Source organism: Micromonospora sp. DT228 (assembly GCF_049841595.1).
Lineage (GTDB): Bacteria > Actinomycetota > Actinomycetes > Mycobacteriales > Micromonosporaceae > Micromonospora.
Window position 1 is genome coordinate 111555 of record NZ_JBNCKO010000015.1, and the last position, 17209, is coordinate 128763.

The following is a 17209-nucleotide window of genomic DNA, read 5'->3' on the forward strand; positions in this document are numbered from 1 at the left end:
CTAGAGCCCCAACCGGTCCGCCGGGTGCCGGACCCACCCACCCCGTCCCATCGCTTCTTGATCATGGAATTGTTGTCACCGCCCGCGGCGTGTCGTGGCAATAACTCCATGATCAACGAGGTCAGCCCGCCGGCACCAGGTTGGGGCGGGGTGCTGGGGTTGGGTCGAACTCCGCCCAGACGCGCTGGCCCATGCCGTCCCGCTCGACACCCCAGCGGGTCGCCAGACCGGCCACGATGTGCAGCCCTCGCCCGTCTGACGCGTCCGCGCTGGCCGTCCGGAGCCGTGGCGTGGTGCTCGCGCCGCCGTCGGTGACGCCGAGCTGGATCGACGGGCCCTGCGCCGAGGGCCGCAACCGCCAGGCCACCCGGACCACTCCGCCGGGCAGCGGCCCGGCGTGCCGCACCGCGTTGCCCACCAGCTCCGCGAGAACCGCGATCAGGTCCGCGAGGAGCATCGGGGGTACGACACCCGCCAGCTCACTGGCGAGCCGGTGCCGGGCCAGCCGTGCCCCGGCGGGGTGGTGGGGAACCACCACGCACCACGCCTGATCCCTCGCTGCCGCTGCCGCTGCCACCGTCGCCTCCACGTCCCGCCACCTCGGTCAACCGCGCGGTAGCCGCACCTCTGCGACCGTACCGCCGTCGGTCCTTGGACGTAGGGATACCCATCCATTCTGTTGTTCAACGATCCGGCGGACGAGATAGAGGCCGAGCCCCGCCCCGGGGTAGCCGCGCCGGTCGCCGGACTCGCCCTGCCAGAACCTGTCGAACGCCCGCTCCACATGCTCCGGTCGGATGCCGATGCCCCGGTCGCTGACCCGGAACGCCACCAGTTGACCGTCCACCGAGGCGGCGATCTCGATCGGCGACTCCGGTGGCGAGTACTTGCCGGCGTTCGTCGTCAGCTCGGTCAGCACGGTGGCCAGGCTGGGCCGGTGGCCGAGCGCCTTGGGCAGGTCGGCCGGGAGGCGGAGCACCAACCGGCGACGCAGCTCCGTCGGCAGGTCCAGGACCGCGGAGCGCAGCGCTTCGCCGAGGTCGAACGGGGTGGGCGGATCGTCGCCCGGCCCGGCCTCGGCCGCCGAGCTGAGGAGACGGTCGACAAGTCGGGCCAGCTCGTTGGCGCGTTGCCCGATCACCCGGGCAGCCTGCCGTCGGTCGACGTCGGTCAGCGAGTCCCAGTGGTCGGTGAGGGTGTCCGCGTACCCCTTGATCACGGTGACCGGGGTACGGAGTTCGTGGCTGGTCACCGCGACGAACAGCTCCCGGTCGTGGTCGCGGCGCTGCTGGTCGGTGATGTCACGGAAGGTGACCACCCGCAGCGTGGCCGGACCGGGCAACTCGCCGGAGGTGATCCGCAGCCAGCGGCCGTCCGGCATCCGGTGGTCGCGTACCTGACCGGAGGGCGGCAGCGGGAACGGCAGTGGACGGCTCAGCGCCTGCTCGACCGGGCGGCCGGTGACCTGGGCGGCGGCCGGGTTCCAGAGTCGGACGTTCCCGTCCCGGTCGACGACGGCCAGCCCGTCGGCGAGGGCCGCCACCACCGGGCCGTCACCGTGCACTGGCAGGCCGCTCTGGTCGCCGTACATGTGGGCGATGCAGGACGCGAGGTAGGCGACCACCCCCTGCCGTTCGGCGTCCGGCTCGTCGTCGCCGGGATAGAGCGCGTGCAGGCTGCCGACGGTGTGGCCGCCGATCTCGGCCCGCGAGACCGCCATCCAGCGCAGGTCACTGCCGGCCAGCTCGCCGGCCAACTTGCCGTTCAGGCTGCCCACCAGCACGTTGCGCACCCGTGGCCCGTTGAGCAGGCACACCGTGTCCGGGTCGTCGACCGCCAGGGGACGGCCGAGGGCCCATGCCGCCGCGCCGGTCGCGACGATCACACGACCACCTGTGGGACCGAACTCGACGAACGCCATCCCGGTCGCGCCGAGGGCCGGCTGGGCCACCCGGAGCAGTTGGGTGAGGACCGGAAGCCCTGCCTCCCCCGAGTTGATCATTTCGATGACGACGGTCTGACCGGTGAGGAGAGCGGGGAAATCGATACGCTCCGGCATGTGCCGAGTCTGCCCCGCCGACCGGGATTTGGCACCCCTGCCTGGTCAGCGGGCCAGCCGGGCGAGTGCGTACCCCGGCCGGTCGGTGATGATCCCGTCCGCCCCGGCCGCCAGCACCAGCTCTAGGTCGGTCGGCTCGTTCACCGTCCAGACGTACACCTGGTTGCCGGCCGTGCGAAGCGCGGGCAGCAGTTGCGGGCGGGCCCGGACCAGGCCGATGCCCGGCCCCGCGATACGGGTGCCGAACGGCAGCCGACCCAACCGCGGCCAGCGCGGCAACACCTCCAGCAGCAGCACCGTGGGCAGCTTCGGCGCCAGTTCGTGCACCCGGCGGACCGCCAGCGGGGAGAACGACATGACGGTGACCTGCACCGGGTCGTCGGGTGTCGGGTCGGCCAGCCCGTACCGACGCAGCAGGCTGACGAGTCGCCGTTCGACGTTCGAGCCGTAGCGGGACGGGTGCTTCGTCTCCACGAGCAACCGGACCGGCCGCCCGGCGGCGAGCACCGCGTCCAGCAGCCGGGCCAGGGTCAACAGCCGGGTGTGCGAGTCGTCCGGCGGCAGGTCGCCGGTCGGCGCGCTGCCCGGATGCCACGAGCCGAAGTCCAGCGCGTCCAGTTCGGCGAGCGTACGCGCGCTGACCAGACCGCGACCGTTGCTGGTGCGGTCGAGTCGTCGGTCGTGCACGCAGACCAGGTGCCCGTCGCGGGTCAGCCGGACGTCGCACTCCAGGCCGTCGGCGCCCTCGTCGAGAGCCCGCAGGTACGCGGCGAGGGTGTGCTCGGGAAGGTCGTACGAGGCGCCGCGGTGCGCGAAGACAAGTGGACCACCCATCCCGGCCGCCTCAGATGACCTGGCCGGGCTGCCCGTTCGCGTCGACCACCGGGCGGCCGACCGCAGCCCACTGGCGCATGCCGCCGTCGGCGTTACGCACCTGCTCCCAGCCGTTGTTGACCAGGTAGGCGACGACCTGGGCGGAACGCCCCCCGGAGCGGCAGACGACCGCCACCTCCCGGTCGGTGGGCACCTCCGCGATTCGAGCAGGCAGCTCCATCATCGGCAGGTGGTGGGCATTCGGCGCGTGGCCGGCCGCCCACTCGTCGTCCTCCCGCACATCCAGCAGGTAGGTCTCGTCGGCGATCTCGGTCACGGGCACGGTGGGAACCTGGGGTCCGAACACAGGAAGCAACACTAGATCCTCGTCGACCGGTTCGGCACCGACCTGGCCGTCGGCACCGTCACAACCGTGTCACCCAGCGCGGGTTGGCCTGCGCCCAGGACGGCATCTGTCGGCCGCGAACCGCCTCGAACAGCCCATTGCCCCCGTTGTCCAGCACCACGTACGAGACCTCGTCGATGGTCTGCGGGGACGACGGCACCTGGACGCCGCGCATCCCGTCGGGCGGCAGCGCGCGGAGCGCGAGGAGCAGGTCGGACAGGGGTACGCCGTTGGTGTCGACGGTCAACGAGCCGCCCACCGCCCGGAGTACCTGATCCAACTTGACCGGGTTGCTCCGCAGATCGGCCCTGCCGGCGCTGTCCAGCATCGCCCGGAGCAGTTGCTGCTGGTGGTGCTGCCTGTCGTAGTCGCCCCCGGGCAGGTCGTAGCGCTGCCGGACGTAGTCCAGGGCCTGCGCGCCGTCCATCTGTTGGCAGCCGACGGGGAAGACCCGGTTGGTGTGGATGGAGCGGACCTCGGTGTCCACGCACATCCGCACCCCGCCGAGGAGGTCGATGACCTTCCGGAAGCCGGAGAAGTCGATGAGCGCGGCACCGTCGAACCGGATTCCGGTGAGCCGGTTGAGGGTGGCGGAGAGCAGTTGGGCGCCGGCCGGTCCGCCACCGCCGTGCTCGTACGCCGCGTTGATCTTGTCTTGACCGCCCCCGAAGCCGTTCGCGGGCGGGATGGCGACCAGCAGGTCACGCGGGACGGAGACCAGGTAGGCCTCCCGCTGCCCGGCGGGCACGTGCACGATGAGGATGGTGTCGGAGCGTTGGTCCGGTCCGCTGCCACCGGGGCGGCGGTCGGAGCCGACCAGGAGATAGTTGAGCGGCCCGTCCAGGTCGGTGCGGCCCGTGCGGGCGTCGGGGTCGAGCAACTGTTCCTTGGTCACCGTGCGGTCGTACCTGTGGCTCAGCGTCCTGAGCCCGACCACGGCGAGCCCGGCCAACAGGACGAGGGTCAGGCCGATGCCGAGCATGATCCGCGACCCTCGGGCGCGGCGTGCTCGGGAGGGCGGGGCCGCGTTGGCCCGGCCCGCCACGTTCCGTCCCCACCTGGACGTGACCGCCTCCCCGCAGCCGATACGCGAAACCTGCTCACGTCAGGCTACGGGCGGTGACGGGGTGGTCGCCGGCTTTCCGGGACTTCCGGCCACCGCACCTCACTTGCGGGTGGAGATCACCTCTGGGTGGGTGAAGACGAACTCGGCGAGCTTGTCCTGCTTGACCGCCCGGAACATGTCCTTCGTCACGTCGTTCAACGCCTCGGTGCCGTTGCCGGCGGCGTTGTAGGTGCCGTTGTTGGTCTTGAGCATGGTCAGCTCGTTCGCGGTCACCCCGCGCATGGTGAAGATGAAGTTCTCGATCGACGCGCCGCCGGTGTCCAGCACGAACGCCTTGCCGGCCGCCTTGATCAGCTGCTGGAGCTTTGTCGGGTTGGTGAGCATCCCGCCGTCGGTGGCCTTCTTGGCCATCGCCTTGATGAGCTGCTGCTGGTTCTGCTGCCGGTCGTAGTCGCCACCGGGCAACCCGTAGCGCTGCCGGGAGTAGTCGAGCGCCGCCCAGCCCTCCATCTGCTGGCAGCCCTTCTTGTGCACGACCGCGGTGCGCGACTTGCCGGTCTTCTTGGCGTCGGCGTTCCACATCGGCTTGCCGTCGACCATCGACATGTGGTGCGACTTGACCTCGTGACTCACGCAGATCCGCACGGTGCCGAGGGTGTCGATGACGTTCTTGAAGCCGCCGAAGTTGATGATCGCCGCGCCGTCGAAGCTGACGCCGGTGAGTCCCTTGATCGTCTCGGCCATCAACTGGGCGCCGCCCTCCCAGCCGCCGCCGTTGCGGGCACCCACCTCGAAGGCCGCGTTGATCTTCCCACTGCCGCCGGACCAGCCGTTCTTCGGGCGGGCCGGGATCTGCACCTCGGTGTCCCGGGGAATGGAGATCAGGTACGCCTGGTCGTGCGTGGCCGGGATGTGCAGGATGATGATGCTGTCCGAGCGGACGTTGTCGGCGGCCCAGCGCTCCCGGGCGTCCACACCGAGCAGCAGCATGTCGATCGGGCCGTCCAGACTGGCCCCGCCCTCGGCGTCGGACTTGCTCGCGTCGCCGAGCAGGTTTCGTTGCGCGATGTCACCTGTCGCCTGGCCGATCAGCACCTTGCCGCCGACGATGCCCACGCCGCTGCTGAGCATCAGCACCGCCCCGAATACCACTGTCAACCGGGCCCACAGCGGGTCCTTGCGCTTGGTCCGCTTCTTCGCCGACCCGCCGCCACCCACCCGGCCGCCGTTGCCGCCGCCGGGCGGGCGACCGCCCGGCCCGCCACGCGAGGGGTGCGCCTGCGCCGGTATGGCCGCGGCGGCACGGCCGCTGGGGGCGGCGGACCCGGGGGAAGGAAGGCGGCGACTGGCCTGAACCGGCATGCGTGCTCCAGCTCGTGATCAGGAGGGGGCGGCGGCACCACTGTACGTACATCAAATCGACTTGGCGAGTTCATCCCGGGTCAATCCCGGCGCCGACTGACACGAATCGGGTCGATCGGTGCGTCTCGATGACCCGAACGGCCTGCTGACGGTCGGCCCGGCGGACCACCGGGCCGACCGCTGCGTCAGCCGCCGTCCTTGTTCTTCGGCGGGTTGGCCTTGACCCACTCCGCCATGGTGTCCGCCGTCATGGCCCGGTACATCGCGAGCGCCTTCTCCCGGTCCGACACCACCACCGACTCGCCGTTGATGGTGTCGCTGCCCGAGTTCGGGCTGGTCACAAAGGTCAGGTTCTGGCCGCGCAGGTTGCGGAACTGCAGCGCCATATCGGTAACCGAGAAATCCTGGTCGACGGTTACGGCCGCGGTCACCGACTTGAGGAAGTTGTTGAGTTTGCCCGGGTTCGCCAGCGTGCCGCTGCTCGCCGCCTTGTCCATCAACGCCCGGAGGAACTCCTGCTGGTGCCGCATCCGGGCGAAGTCCCCCTCCGGGAACTGCTTGCGCTGCCGGATCCAGTCCAGCGCCTCCGCGCCGTCCATGTGGTTGGTGCCCTTGGTGAACGTCCGGTACGGCTTGTGGATCGAGGTGATGGTCCGCTCCACCTTCAGGTCGACCCCGCCGAGGGCGTCGGTGACCTCCTTGAAACCGCCGAAGTCGATCGCCATCACGTGGTCGATCCGGACGTCGGTGAAGCACTCCACGGTGCGGACCGCCAGCGGCAGCCCGCCGAACGCGAACGCGGCGTTGATCTTCGCGCGCTGTCCGGAGTCGCAGGCCGCGCCGGCGCTCTCCGGGATCGGCACGTAGAGGTCACGCGGGATGGAGACCAGGTACGCCTCCTGGTGGTCGGCCGGGATGTGCATCACGATGACCGTGTCCGCGCGCCACTGGCTCTTGCTGTCGACGGGCGCGTCCGGGTCCCGCGAGTCGCTGCCGACCAGCAGGATGTTCAGCGCGCCGTCCACCGTCTTGGCCGGCCGGCCACCGGTGATCTCCGCGAACGGGTCGGTGCGGGCCAGGTCGCCGTTGAGGTTGCGGGCGTACAACCAGGCGCCCACGCCGCCGAGCAGCGCCAGCACCAGGACCGCGACGCCCGACACCAGGGCGATCCGACCCCACCGGGGTCGCGGCCCACGCCGCCCCGACCCGCCGAGGCCACCCGGGCCGCCGGGCCCTCGGGGCCCGGCCGGACCGCCGGGCTTGGGCTGCTCCTCGTCGTACGGCGGGTAGAAGCGCGCCTCGGTCGGACGTGCGCGCCCGGAGGCGCCCCGGTCGGGGCCGGGGACCGACGCGCGCCCGGCGCTGCGGTGCAGGTGCGGATGCGGGACGCCGGCAGACGAGGTCGCAGACATGTCACTCAGGGTACGTAGCCCAAGCCACCGCCGCCTTCAGCCGACACTCAGAGACCACCGGGCGTCGACGAACTGGTTACCCCAGCCGCGCCCGGAAGTACGCGATCGTGCGTCGCAGGCCATCTTCGGGCGCCACCGTCGGCTCGTAGCCGAGCAGTTCGCGGGCGAGCGTGAGATCGGGCCGGCGCATCTCCGGGTCGTCCGAGCTGCGAGTGACGTAGGTCACCGCCGAGGTGCTGTCGGAGAGTGACACGATCAACTCGGCGAGTTGCCGCATGGACAACTCGTGCTCGGTGCCGCAGTTGACCGGGCCGGTCTCGGTCGAGTCGAGCAGCAGCAGGATGCCCCGCACCAGGTCCTCGACGAAGCAGATGGACCGGGTCTGGTCACCGGTGCCGTGCACGGTGATCGGCTCGCCGCGCAGCGCCTGGGAGATGAAGGTGGGGATGGCGCGGCCGTCATCCGGTCGCATCCGCGGCCCGTACGTGTTGAAGATCCGGACGATGGCCGCGTCGAGCCCGCGGTAGCGGTGGTACGCCATCGTTGCGGCCTCGGAGAAGCGCTTCGCCTCGTCGTAGACGCTGCGGACCCCGATCGGGTTGACGTTGCCCCAGTAGGTCTCGCGCTGCGGGTGCTCCTTCGGGTCCCCGTACGCCTCGGAGGTGGAGGCCATCAGGAACCGGGCGCCGTCGGCGACCGCGCGCTCCAGCAGGTGCAGGGTGCCGACCGAACCGACCCGGAGGATCTCCACCGGCAGTTGGGCGAAGTCGGTGGGGCTGGCCGGCGAGGCCATGTGCAGGATCGCGTCGAACCGCTCGGCCAACGCCGGGTGGTGGGCCGGCAGACCATCGGAGATGTCCGCTTCGACGAGCGTAAAGGTCGGCCGGTCCAGCAGGTGGGCGACGTTTTCCTTGGAGCCGGTCACGAAGTTGTCGAGCGCCACCACCGTGCAGCCCCGGGCGATCAGCGAATCCACCAGGTGCGACGGGACGAAACCGGCGCCGCCGGTGACGAGAACGCGGTGACCAGGACCGAAGCGCTCAGCAACCTTCATGCCGGTCAGCCTACCGACACGGGTTTGCACGAAGAGGCCCCCTGTTGCGCACAGGGGGCCTCCTCGTGACAAGCGCTCGGATCAGTGGGCGCCGGCGCCGGTGAGGGCGCGCACCTCCAGCTCCGCGTACTTGTCCTCGTCGTGCTCCTTGGAGATGATCGTGCCGATCCACCCGCACAGGAAACCGAACGGGATGGAGAGGATGCCCGGGTTGGACAGCGGGAACCACTGCCAGTCGTGGTCCGGGAACATCGACGTCGCCGCGCCGGAGACCACCGGCGAGAAGAACACCAGCAGCACGGCCGAGAGCAGACCGCCGTAGATCGCCCACACCGCGCCGGAGGTGTTGAACCGCCGCCAGAAGAGGCTGTAGAGGATCGCCGGCAGGTTGCCCGAGGCGGCGACCGCGAAGGCCAACGCCACCAGGAACGCCACGTTGAGGTTCTGCGCGTAGATCGACAGGGCGATCGACACCGCGCCGATCACCAGGGCGGAGATCCGGGCGACCCGGACCTCCTGCCGCTCCGACGTCTCACCCTTCTTCAGCACGTTCGCGTAGAAGTCGTGCGCGAGGCTGGACGAGGACGCCAGGGTCAACCCGGCCACCACCGCGAGGATGGTGGCGAAGGCGACCGCTGCGATGATCGCCAGCAGGGCCGCCCCGCCCAGGTCGCCGCCGAAGAACTCGATGCCGAGTGCCTCGGCGAGCTGGGGCGCCGCGGTGTTGCCGGCCTTGTCCTGGGCGGTGATCGCCTTGCTGCCCACCAACGCCGCCGCACCGAAGCCGAGGGCCAGGGTGAGCAGGTAGAAGGTGCCGATGATGCCGATCGCCCAGAGCACGCTCTTGCGGGCCGCCTTCGCGGTCGGCACCGTGTAGAAGCGGATCAGGATGTGCGGCAGACCGGCGGTGCCGAGCACCAGGGCGATGCCCAGGGAGAGCAGATCCACCTTGTTGTAGAAGGTCTGCGTCGAGTTGCCGGCGACCTCGACGCCGTAACGCAACCCGGGTTCGAGGAACGCGCTGCCCTTGCCGGACGCCTCGGCCGCCTGGCCCAGGAGTGCCGACAGGTTGAAGTTGAACTTCGCCAGCACCAGGATCGTCATCAGCAGCGCGCCGCCCATGAGCAGGAACGCCTTGACGATCTGCACGTACGTGGTGCCCTTCATGCCACCCACGGTCACGTAGATGATCATCAGCGCGCCGACCATGACGATGGTGGCGATCTTCGCGGTGGACGCGTCCATGCCGAGGAACGTCGTCCCCGGCCGGATGCCCAGCAGCAGCGCGACGAGTGCGCCGGCACCCACCATCTGGGCGAGCAGGTAGAAGATCGACACCGTGATGGTGGAGACCGCCGCCGCCGTACGCACCGGACGCTGACGCATCCGGAAGGCCAGCACGTCGGCCATCGTGTACCGGCCCGAGTTACGCAGCAGCTCCGCGACCAGCAGCAGGGCCACCAGCCAGGCGACCAGGAAGCCGATCGAGTAGAGGAAGCCGTCGTAGCCGTAGAGCGCGATGATGCCGGCGATGCCGAGGAACGACGCGGCCGACATGTAGTCGCCGCCGATCGCCATGCCGTTCTGGAAACCGGAGAAGGACCGGCCGCCGGCGTAGAAGTCGGTCGCCGTCTTGGTCTGCCGGCTGGCCCAGATCGTGATGGCCAGGGTCACCGCCACGAAGACCAGGAACAGTGTGATGGTCAGGTTGCGGGCGGTGTGGTTGCCCGCCTCGGCCGCGAGGACCGTCTCAACCGCGTGGACCGTCTTCATGGGTCACCTCCCCGATCTCGGCGCGGATCCGGTCGGCGATGGGGTCGATCTTCCGGTCCGCGTACCGGGAGTAGAGCCAGGCGATCAGGAACGTGGAGACGAACTGGAGCAGGCCGAAGACCAGTGCGACGTTGATGTTGCTGCCGAACAGCTTCGTGCCCATGAAGTCCCGGGCGTACGCGGAGAGAATGACGTAGAGCGCATACCACAGGAAGAACGCGACGGTCATCGGGAAGACGAAGCCGCGCAGCGCACGCCGCAGCCCGGCGAACTCGTCCGACCGTTGTACGGCCAGGTACTTGTCCGACTGGGAAGCGGCCGGAGCGGGTGTGTCCGTGGACATCTGTGGATCACCACCTTCACAGGCGTCAGAGGAGTTTCGCGCACCGTAGGAGCGCGCTCCCCCGACAGGGAAGGCTGAGATCGACACCGGTAGGCGACTGCGCCGAGCGGTTGGTTGCGTGCGCCAAGTGACCCAGATCACCCCGGTGACCGGTCGGGTCGGGCGAGCGCCCGCTCAGGTCGGCAGCTCGTGGTACCGACCGCGGTAGTGCAGCAGCGGAGCCGCCTCCCCGGTCAGCTCGACCGCCTCGATGGTGGCCTCCACCAGCAGGCCCCAGCCGTACTCCCGGGCGTTGTCCAGTCGGCAGCCGGCCCAGCCGCCGGCGTCCCCCGGCACCGGCCCGTACGGCGTGTCGATCCACTCGCCGCCGGCGAAGAGCCCGCCCGGAGCGGGGAAGAGGCCGGCGAACCGGTCCGCGAGCTGTCGGTGCGGCGGGCCGAGCGGCGTGACCGCGAACCGGCCCGCCTCCTCCGCCGCCGCCCAGAGGTCCGACTCCGGGTCGATCAGCCCGAGCAGCCGGTCGGGTTCCCCCTCGGCGACAAGCGTGGACGACACCGTCAGCCCGGCCGGGCCGGGCGCCGTCCAGAGCGTCACCGGCGCGGCGAGCCGGCCGCGCAGTCGGCGGACCGGCGACCGCTGCCCGCTCGGCACCGCGAACGGATCGGTGGAATGGATCTCGGCACCCGGCTGATGATTCACGTGAAACATTGTGCCGCCCCGACCCCGCGCCCAGCCCACGAAGCGCTCGTGCAGGTCGGTGGGTCGGCCACCGAGCCGGGCAAGCTGATCACCCGCCTCCGTCATCAGGGCGCCCAGGTAGATCAGCAGCGCCACGCGATCGTGCCGGTACTCGGCTAGCAGCGTCAGCCGCGCCGGCTGGCACGGCCAGTGCGCGCCGCAGCCGCGACACCGCCAGAGCGGGCGCATCGGCAGGAGGAGTCAGGCCCACGTCAAGATCCGAGCGACTTCCCCGATGTTGCTGCCTCCGATACGCGGGAGACACCAACAACCCTGATGTTGCGCGGATCTTGGGACGAGCGTCGGGCACGGGCGGCCGAGCGGGCGCGCCCGTCGAGTTCTCCGTGCCCGGCACTGCCGCCGGTCCCGCCGGCTTTCCTTTCCGGTACGACCACCGCGCTCACCTCCGCGTCGGCCGCCTGGCGTGGCTTCTTCGCCAACATGGCTTAGGCCCTCGGTCAGCGCGTCGGCTAACGGCGGGGCGTGGCCGTGGCCAGCAACTCCATCGTGGACGGGTTGCTGGGCTACGGCTCACGGATCCATCCGACGATCCGCTCGTACAGCACGGCGGCGTCCTCGTCCGGGCGCTCGTTGACGGCCACGTAGTAAAGGCTGCCGACGTGCATCGACAGGCCGATTCGGTCGTTGCGGTACTGCTCGGCCAGGCGTACCTGCGCGGGGACACACGGCCAGGAGGTGTCGGGCTCGCACGACTGGCATGTCCACTCGGGACGGCGCGGCACGTGCTGGTCCGCGAGACGGGCTTCGACCGCGGCGATCTCCCGTAGGGCCTGCTCGTATCGGCTGTTCATGGCCGCCTGGACGATGGTGGGTTCCTCGACCACCGTCAGGCCGGCCTGTCGTCGTAGCGGTGCGCGGCCGATCTGTGCCGCGCCTGGTCGAGCAGTCGCTGGTGAGCGGCCAGGCGGTCGGCGGCTTCCCAAGCCTGGCTCGCGGAGGGCCCGCGCCGCCGGCGGATCATGCGGGAGATGCGGTTGATCAGGTTGCGCCACATCGACATCCCTTCCGAGTGGATGAGCCGCGGCGGGGCGAGCTGCTGGCCGACTGCGCGGCGTCTGGGACTCCCCGCTACCGCCAGCAGTGGTTGCTGACCGGAGCCGAGCGATAGCGGGGAGCTACCCGAAAAGCTAGTACACTAGGTTTGGTCGGGCAAGGGTGTCGCGCAAACTTGGCACACCAGGTTGTCTGTGATCGACTGGGTGGGCTGACCGGAGGTTTACCCCATGGCTAAGACGCCTGCCTATTTGGCGATCGCAGCGGAGCTGCGCGCGGAGATCCAGTCCGGCACGCTGTCGGCCGGCGCGAAGCTTCCCAGCGAAACCACGCTCATGAACCAGTTCGGCGTGAGCCGCACTGTCGCGAAGTGGGCGATTGCCGTGCTCAAGGGTGAGGGGCTGGTCGAGGGGCGAGCCGGGTCGGGCGTCTACGTCCGGGCCGCCCGGCAACTGGTTCGACACGCTCACGGCCGCGATATGCGCGGCGGCCCGGGCCCTACATCGCCGTTCGCCCGGGACGCGGCCCGCGCGGGTCAGCAGGCCACCTGGGAACACGACAGCCGCCACGACCTGGCCGACGACCTGATTGCGGTGCGGCTCGGCGTGGAGCCGGGAGCGCCGGTGATGCGCACGGCATACCGGTTCCTCAGCGACGGCGATCCGATCCAGCTGTCGACGTCGTATGAGCCGCTGGGCGTCACCGGTGGCACACCTGTGGAGTGGCCGGAGGCGGGAGCCGCGGTCGGTGTGGTCGCTCGGATGGACGCGATCGGAAAGCACGTCGACGAGTTCGAAGAGCGGATCAACTCCCGGCCCGCGTCGGACGCCGAGGCGGAAGCGCTGGGGCTGCCCGGCCGGCCGGCGGACGTGTACGAGATCAGTCGGACGTACTACGCCGCTGGCGTGCCGGTCGAGACGGCGGACATCGTGCTCCCGCGCGGTCGGTACGAGTTGGTCTACCGGATCCGGGTGGACTGACGGCGGTCGGCTAACGGCGTGGCGTGACCGTGGACAGCAGCTCCGGCTGACGCCGGTCCAGCACGTCGCCGGCCAGGTACGCGCCCAGCAACGCCGCGCCCAACCCGTACGCCGCGCCCACCGGAAGGGCCAACCAGAGCCAGGCGTCACCGAGCAGTGCCGCGGCCACCACCATCGGCACCGCCGCGACCGCCGAGGTGATCATGGTCAGCAGAGTGAGCAGCCCTTTCGTGAGGCCCGCACCGCTGTTCATCGCGAACGGGTTGCTGGTTTCCGGCAGCGAGTACGCCCCGAGCACGGAGACCAGGCTGTTCACCGCCAGCCCGGCACCGTAGGTGGCGACCAGGCTGCCGAAGGTGAGCCCGATCCAACCCGGTCGACTGAGCAACACCGACAGCACCACCGACACGAACGCCAGCATCGGCAGCACGTAAAGCGAGAAGGCCGTCATCCGCGCCCGCAGCTCCAGCCGACCGGGCACCCCGGCCACCACGTTCGCGGCGTACGCGCTGCCGTCGAAGCCGAACTGGTTGGCCAGGGTGGCCGCGGCGAGTACGCCCACGAGAACCATGGAGATGGTGACTACCACCGGTGAGCTGTCGCTGGCCGCCGCGGTCAACCCGCCGTTCTCCATGGCCGCAAAGTCCCCGCCCGTGACGTTTACGAACACGGGTACGAAGATGCCGACCACCGCGATCGTGATCAGGTTGGCCCGGCGGCGGGCGTCCCGCCACCAGTAGCGGGTCTCCCGGGCGACAAGCGCGCCGAACCGGTCCCGCCGCGCCCAGCCGGCCAGTCGCGGAAACAGTTGACCGACCGCGCCGCCGGTGGCCGCGCGTTGTGCCGGCGCCTTGCCGGCGTTCGCCGCACCCACCATCGCCGACTCCAGCGACCGGGACCACCAGAGCAGCAGGGCGCCGATCGCCACCACCGTGATCAGCAACTTGACCGGGGCGGCCCAGACCCGGCCCTGCGCCACGTCGATGCCTGCGGTCCACGCCGCCCCGAACGGAGTCCAGCCGACGACCGTCGCCACCCCGGTCAGCCGGTCCCAGTCCGCGTCGCGCAGCGCCGCGAGACCGAACACCTGCAACGGCCCGAGCAGCGCGGCGATCACCGCCAGCAGCACGGCTGCCAGGTCACGCACCCGGCGCGAACGCAGCATGCTGGCGAAGGCACTTGTCAGGGCCCGGCTCGCGGCCACACAGAGCAGCAGCCCAGCCAGCACCCCGAGGAGAGCCACCAGGCCGGCTGACCAACCGCCCAACGACCAGGCGGTGAGCACCAACCCGAGCGACGCGACGAGAACCGCCAGCACCGGCACGCTGACCAGAGCGGCGGCGAGCAGGCCGGTGACAAGCGTGCGACGGGACAGCGGCAACAGCGCGAACCGGGCCGGATCCAACGTCTCGTCCACGCCGAAGAAGACGAGCGGCAGCAGCAGCCAGCCGAGCACCAGCAGCGCGCCGCCGGCCGCCGCGACCAGCACCGCGTACTGGCCGTTGTCGGCCAGGCCGGGCGCGGCGAAGAGGAAGAAGCCAGCGACGGCGAACCAGAGCCCGATCAGGGCCCCGCCGATGAACAGGGCGATCCGCCAACCCTGACCCCGGAAGTTGTTGCCCATCACCCGCAGCTTGAGCCGCACGAAGTGCCGGGCCGAGACCTGCCGCACCGGCGCGGACGGCTCGGCGGCCACGCTCACTGGGAGAGCCACGACAGCTCCTCACCAGTCGCGGTGCGACCCCCGACCACCTCGACGAAGACCTGTTCCAGCGAGCGCTCCCCGCGCACCTCGGAAAGCGTGCCGACCCGCTTGATGGTGCCGCCGGCGAGGATCGCCACGTGCGAGCAGAGTCGCTCCACGACCTCCATCACGTGACTGGAGAAGACCACAGTGCCGCCGCCGGCCGCGTACCTGGTGAGGATGTCCCGGATCAGCGCGGCGGAGACCGGGTCGACCGCCTCGAACGGCTCGTCCAACACCAGCACCCGGGGCCCGTGCAACAGTGCGCAGGCCAGACCGATCTTCTTCTTCATGCCCGCCGAGTAGTCCACCACGAGCGTCCGACCGGCGTCGCCGAGCGCCAACACGTCGAGCAACTCCGCGGCCCGCTGGTCGACCACCGCCGGGTCCATCCCGCGCAACAACCCGTTGTACGCCAGCAGCTCCGCCCCGGTCAGCCGATCGAACAGGCGAACCCCGTCGGGCATCACGCCGAGCAGCCTCTTGGCGGCCACCGGGTCCTGCCAGACGTCGTGCCCGAGCACCCACGCCGATCCCGCGTCCGGCCGCAGCAGCCCGACCGCCATCGACAGGGTGGTGGTCTTGCCGGCGCCGTTCGGGCCGAGCAGGCCGTAGAAGGAGCCGGCGGGGACGTCCAGGTCGACACCTGCCACCGCGATCGTGCCGTCGAAGCGTTTGGCCAGGCCACGCAGTGCGAGCGCGGGGTGCGCAACAGTCATGGAGCTGACGTTATCCGTCGCCCGCCAGTTGTGCCTTCCGGCGGCAGGCGGACGCGCCGTCATACCCAGGGGGGACAGCGGTCCTCACAGGCGGACGGTTTCGGGGGTGTGCAGGCGCAGCATGATGGCCGCGACGTCGGCCGGGGCACGACGCCGGGTCGCCATCGACACCGCGACCATCACGGTGAAGGCCAGCGGCACCGTCCAGGCGGCCGGCTGGGTGGTGAGCGTGGCCGGCCAGCCGGACAGCGGTGGGCCGAGCACGGTGAGCAACACCGCCCCGATCGCCGCCCCGCCGCCCACCACCACACCGGCGGCGGCGCCCACGTCGGTCAGCCCACGCCACCAGATGCCGAGCACCAGCAGCGGGCAGAAACTCGACGCGGCGACCGCGAAGGCCAACCCGACCACCTGCGACACGTCAAGTCCGGAGACGTGCAGCGCCAGCAGCGTCGGCACCGCTCCGGCGATCACCGTCGCCAACCGGAAGCCGCGCACCGAGCCCCGGCCGAGCACATCCGTCGAGATCACCCCGGCGACGCTTGTCAGCAGCCCGGACGAGGTGGAGAGGAAGGCCGCGAACGCGCCCGCCGAGACCAGCGCGGTGAGCAGTCGCCCGGTTGCGCCGTCGCCGAGGGCCGCACCGGGCAGCAACACCACCACGGCGTCGGTCTGCCCGCTGACCAGCAACTGCGGCGTGTAGATCCGCCCGAGCACCCCGTACAGGGTGGGTAGCAGGTAGAAGGCGCCGACCAGGGCCAGCACGACAAGTGTGGTCCGGCGGGCCGCCGCGCCGTCCGGGTTGGTGTAGAAGCGGACCAGTACGTGCGGCAGGCCCATGGTGCCCAGGAACGTGGCCAGGATCAGCGAGTACGTGGCGAACAGCCCTCGGTCGTCGTTGCCCGCGGCGCTGGGCAGCAGCCAGTCGCTGGCGGCGGTGGCCACCCCGGACACGTCCGGCACCGGGTCGCCGGCCGCGAAGGTCAGCTCGTCGCCGGGGCGTACCTCGCGGATGTCGCCGTCGGGCAGGGTGAGGGTCGCGCGGTGCTCGACCACGACGGTGGTCGCGGTCCGGAACGTCGGCCCGTCGGGCGGCGTCACCGCCGGGCGGCCGTCGGCCTGCCACTGCAACGCCAGGAAGATCACCGGTACGGCGAGCGCGGTCAGCTTGAGCCAGTACTGGAACGCCTGCACGAAGGTGATGGCCCGCATCCCACCCAGCGCCACGTTCGCGGTGACCACGGCGGACACCAGCAGGGCGCCGACCGGGTACGGGGAGCCGGCGACCGTGGCCAGGGTCAGCCCCGCGCCCTGGAGCTGCGGCACCAGATAGAGCCAACCGATGAAGATCACGAATGCGGTGGCCAGGATGCGCAGCCGACGGGACCCCAGCCGCAGCTCGCAGAAGTCGGGCAGGGTGAACGCGCCGGAGCGGCGCAGCGGCGCCGCCACGAAGAGCAGCAGGGCCAGGTAGCCGGCGGCGAAACCGACCGGGTACCAGAGCACGTCCACGCCGTACTTGAGGACCAGACCGGCGATGCCGAGGAAGCTCGCCGCCGACAGGTACTCACCCCCGATGGCGGCGGCGTTCCACGTCGGGCTGATCGCCCGGGACGCCACCAGGAAGTCGGACGTGGTCCGGGCCAACCGCAGCCCGTAGAAGCCGATCCCGACGGTGACCAGGGTGACCGCGACGATGGCCGGGACCACGAACTCGTTGCCCACC

The 17209-nt window shown here is 70.7% G+C and carries 17 protein-coding genes; 1 reads left to right on the plus strand and 16 read right to left on the minus strand.

Annotated elements, in window-relative coordinates:
- Nucleotides 1-121: 121 nt before the first annotated feature.
- From ACLQ29_RS26170 to ACLQ29_RS26230, 13 genes are all read right to left on the minus strand, one after another.
- Entirely contained in the window at nt 122-538 is a 417-nt protein-coding gene (locus tag ACLQ29_RS26170) for an ATP-binding protein (protein WP_425774180.1), read from the minus strand.
- A 66-nt stretch (nt 539-604) separates the two neighbouring features.
- Nucleotides 605-2059 carry a PAS domain-containing sensor histidine kinase gene (locus ACLQ29_RS26175; protein ID WP_425774098.1) on the minus strand — a complete coding sequence of 485 codons (1455 nt, stop codon included), beginning with the start codon at nt 2057-2059 and terminating at the stop codon, nt 605-607.
- A gap of 45 nt (nt 2060-2104) precedes the next feature.
- The gene (locus tag ACLQ29_RS26180) at nt 2105-2893 is read right to left on the minus strand and encodes a glycerophosphodiester phosphodiesterase (protein ID WP_425774099.1); all 789 of its coding nucleotides are present in this window, start codon (nt 2891-2893) and stop codon (nt 2105-2107) included.
- Between the two features lie 10 nt (nt 2894-2903).
- Nucleotides 2904-3239, minus strand: a complete 336-nt coding sequence (locus ACLQ29_RS26185) for a rhodanese-like domain-containing protein (RefSeq protein ID WP_393364860.1) — start codon at nt 3237-3239, stop codon at nt 2904-2906.
- Between the two features lie 58 nt (nt 3240-3297).
- Nucleotides 3298-4260, minus strand: a complete 963-nt coding sequence (locus tag ACLQ29_RS26190) for an LCP family protein (protein WP_425774100.1) — start codon at nt 4258-4260, stop codon at nt 3298-3300.
- A 183-nt stretch (nt 4261-4443) separates the two neighbouring features.
- Nucleotides 4444-5706, minus strand: a complete 1263-nt coding sequence (locus ACLQ29_RS26195; RefSeq protein ID WP_425774101.1) for an LCP family protein — start codon at nt 5704-5706, stop codon at nt 4444-4446.
- 185 nt (nt 5707-5891) lie between these two features.
- The gene (locus tag ACLQ29_RS26200) at nt 5892-7118 is read right to left on the minus strand and encodes an LCP family protein (protein ID WP_425774102.1); all 1227 of its coding nucleotides are present in this window, start codon (nt 7116-7118) and stop codon (nt 5892-5894) included.
- Between the two features lie 76 nt (nt 7119-7194).
- Nucleotides 7195-8172 carry an NAD-dependent epimerase/dehydratase family protein gene (locus tag ACLQ29_RS26205; RefSeq protein ID WP_425774103.1) on the minus strand — a complete coding sequence of 326 codons (978 nt, stop codon included), beginning with the start codon at nt 8170-8172 and terminating at the stop codon, nt 7195-7197.
- 81 nt (nt 8173-8253) lie between these two features.
- Nucleotides 8254-9945 carry a solute symporter family protein gene (locus ACLQ29_RS26210; RefSeq protein WP_425774104.1) on the minus strand — a complete coding sequence of 564 codons (1692 nt, stop codon included), beginning with the start codon at nt 9943-9945 and terminating at the stop codon, nt 8254-8256.
- Nucleotides 9923-10288 carry a DUF485 domain-containing protein gene (locus ACLQ29_RS26215; RefSeq protein WP_425774105.1) on the minus strand — a complete coding sequence of 122 codons (366 nt, stop codon included), beginning with the start codon at nt 10286-10288 and terminating at the stop codon, nt 9923-9925. Before ACLQ29_RS26215 ends, ACLQ29_RS26210 begins: the two co-directional genes overlap by 23 nt.
- A gap of 174 nt (nt 10289-10462) precedes the next feature.
- A complete protein-coding gene (locus ACLQ29_RS26220) occupies nt 10463-11215 on the minus strand; it encodes a flavin reductase family protein (protein WP_425774106.1) in 753 nt (250 codons plus the stop codon).
- Nucleotides 11216-11550: 335 nt separating this feature from the next.
- A complete protein-coding gene (locus ACLQ29_RS26225; RefSeq protein ID WP_425774107.1) occupies nt 11551-11838 on the minus strand; it encodes a hypothetical protein in 288 nt (95 codons plus the stop codon).
- Nucleotides 11839-11873: 35 nt separating this feature from the next.
- Complete coding sequence (locus tag ACLQ29_RS26230) at nt 11874-12047, minus strand: hypothetical protein (RefSeq protein ID WP_425774108.1); 174 nt, start codon at nt 12045-12047, stop codon at nt 11874-11876.
- Nucleotides 12048-12270: 223 nt separating this feature from the next.
- Between ACLQ29_RS26230 and ACLQ29_RS26235 the strand changes: the two genes are divergently transcribed.
- A complete protein-coding gene (locus tag ACLQ29_RS26235) occupies nt 12271-13020 on the plus strand; it encodes a GntR family transcriptional regulator (protein WP_425774109.1) in 750 nt (249 codons plus the stop codon).
- A gap of 10 nt (nt 13021-13030) precedes the next feature.
- On the opposite strand, the gene ACLQ29_RS26240 is transcribed toward ACLQ29_RS26235, so the two are convergent.
- The 3 genes from ACLQ29_RS26240 to ACLQ29_RS26250 form a co-directional block, all read right to left on the minus strand.
- Nucleotides 13031-14734 (minus strand): ABC transporter permease, encoded by a 1704-nt coding sequence (locus tag ACLQ29_RS26240; protein WP_425774110.1) that lies wholly within the window; start codon nt 14732-14734, stop codon nt 13031-13033.
- On the minus strand, nt 14719-15483 hold the full coding sequence (locus ACLQ29_RS26245) for an ABC transporter ATP-binding protein (RefSeq protein ID WP_393364830.1): 765 nt from the start codon (nt 15481-15483) through the stop codon (nt 14719-14721). Before ACLQ29_RS26245 ends, ACLQ29_RS26240 begins: the two co-directional genes overlap by 16 nt.
- 84 nt (nt 15484-15567) lie before the next feature.
- A complete protein-coding gene (locus ACLQ29_RS26250) occupies nt 15568-17208 on the minus strand; it encodes a cation acetate symporter (protein WP_425774111.1) in 1641 nt (546 codons plus the stop codon).
- Between the last annotated feature and the right edge of the window lies 1 nt (nt 17209).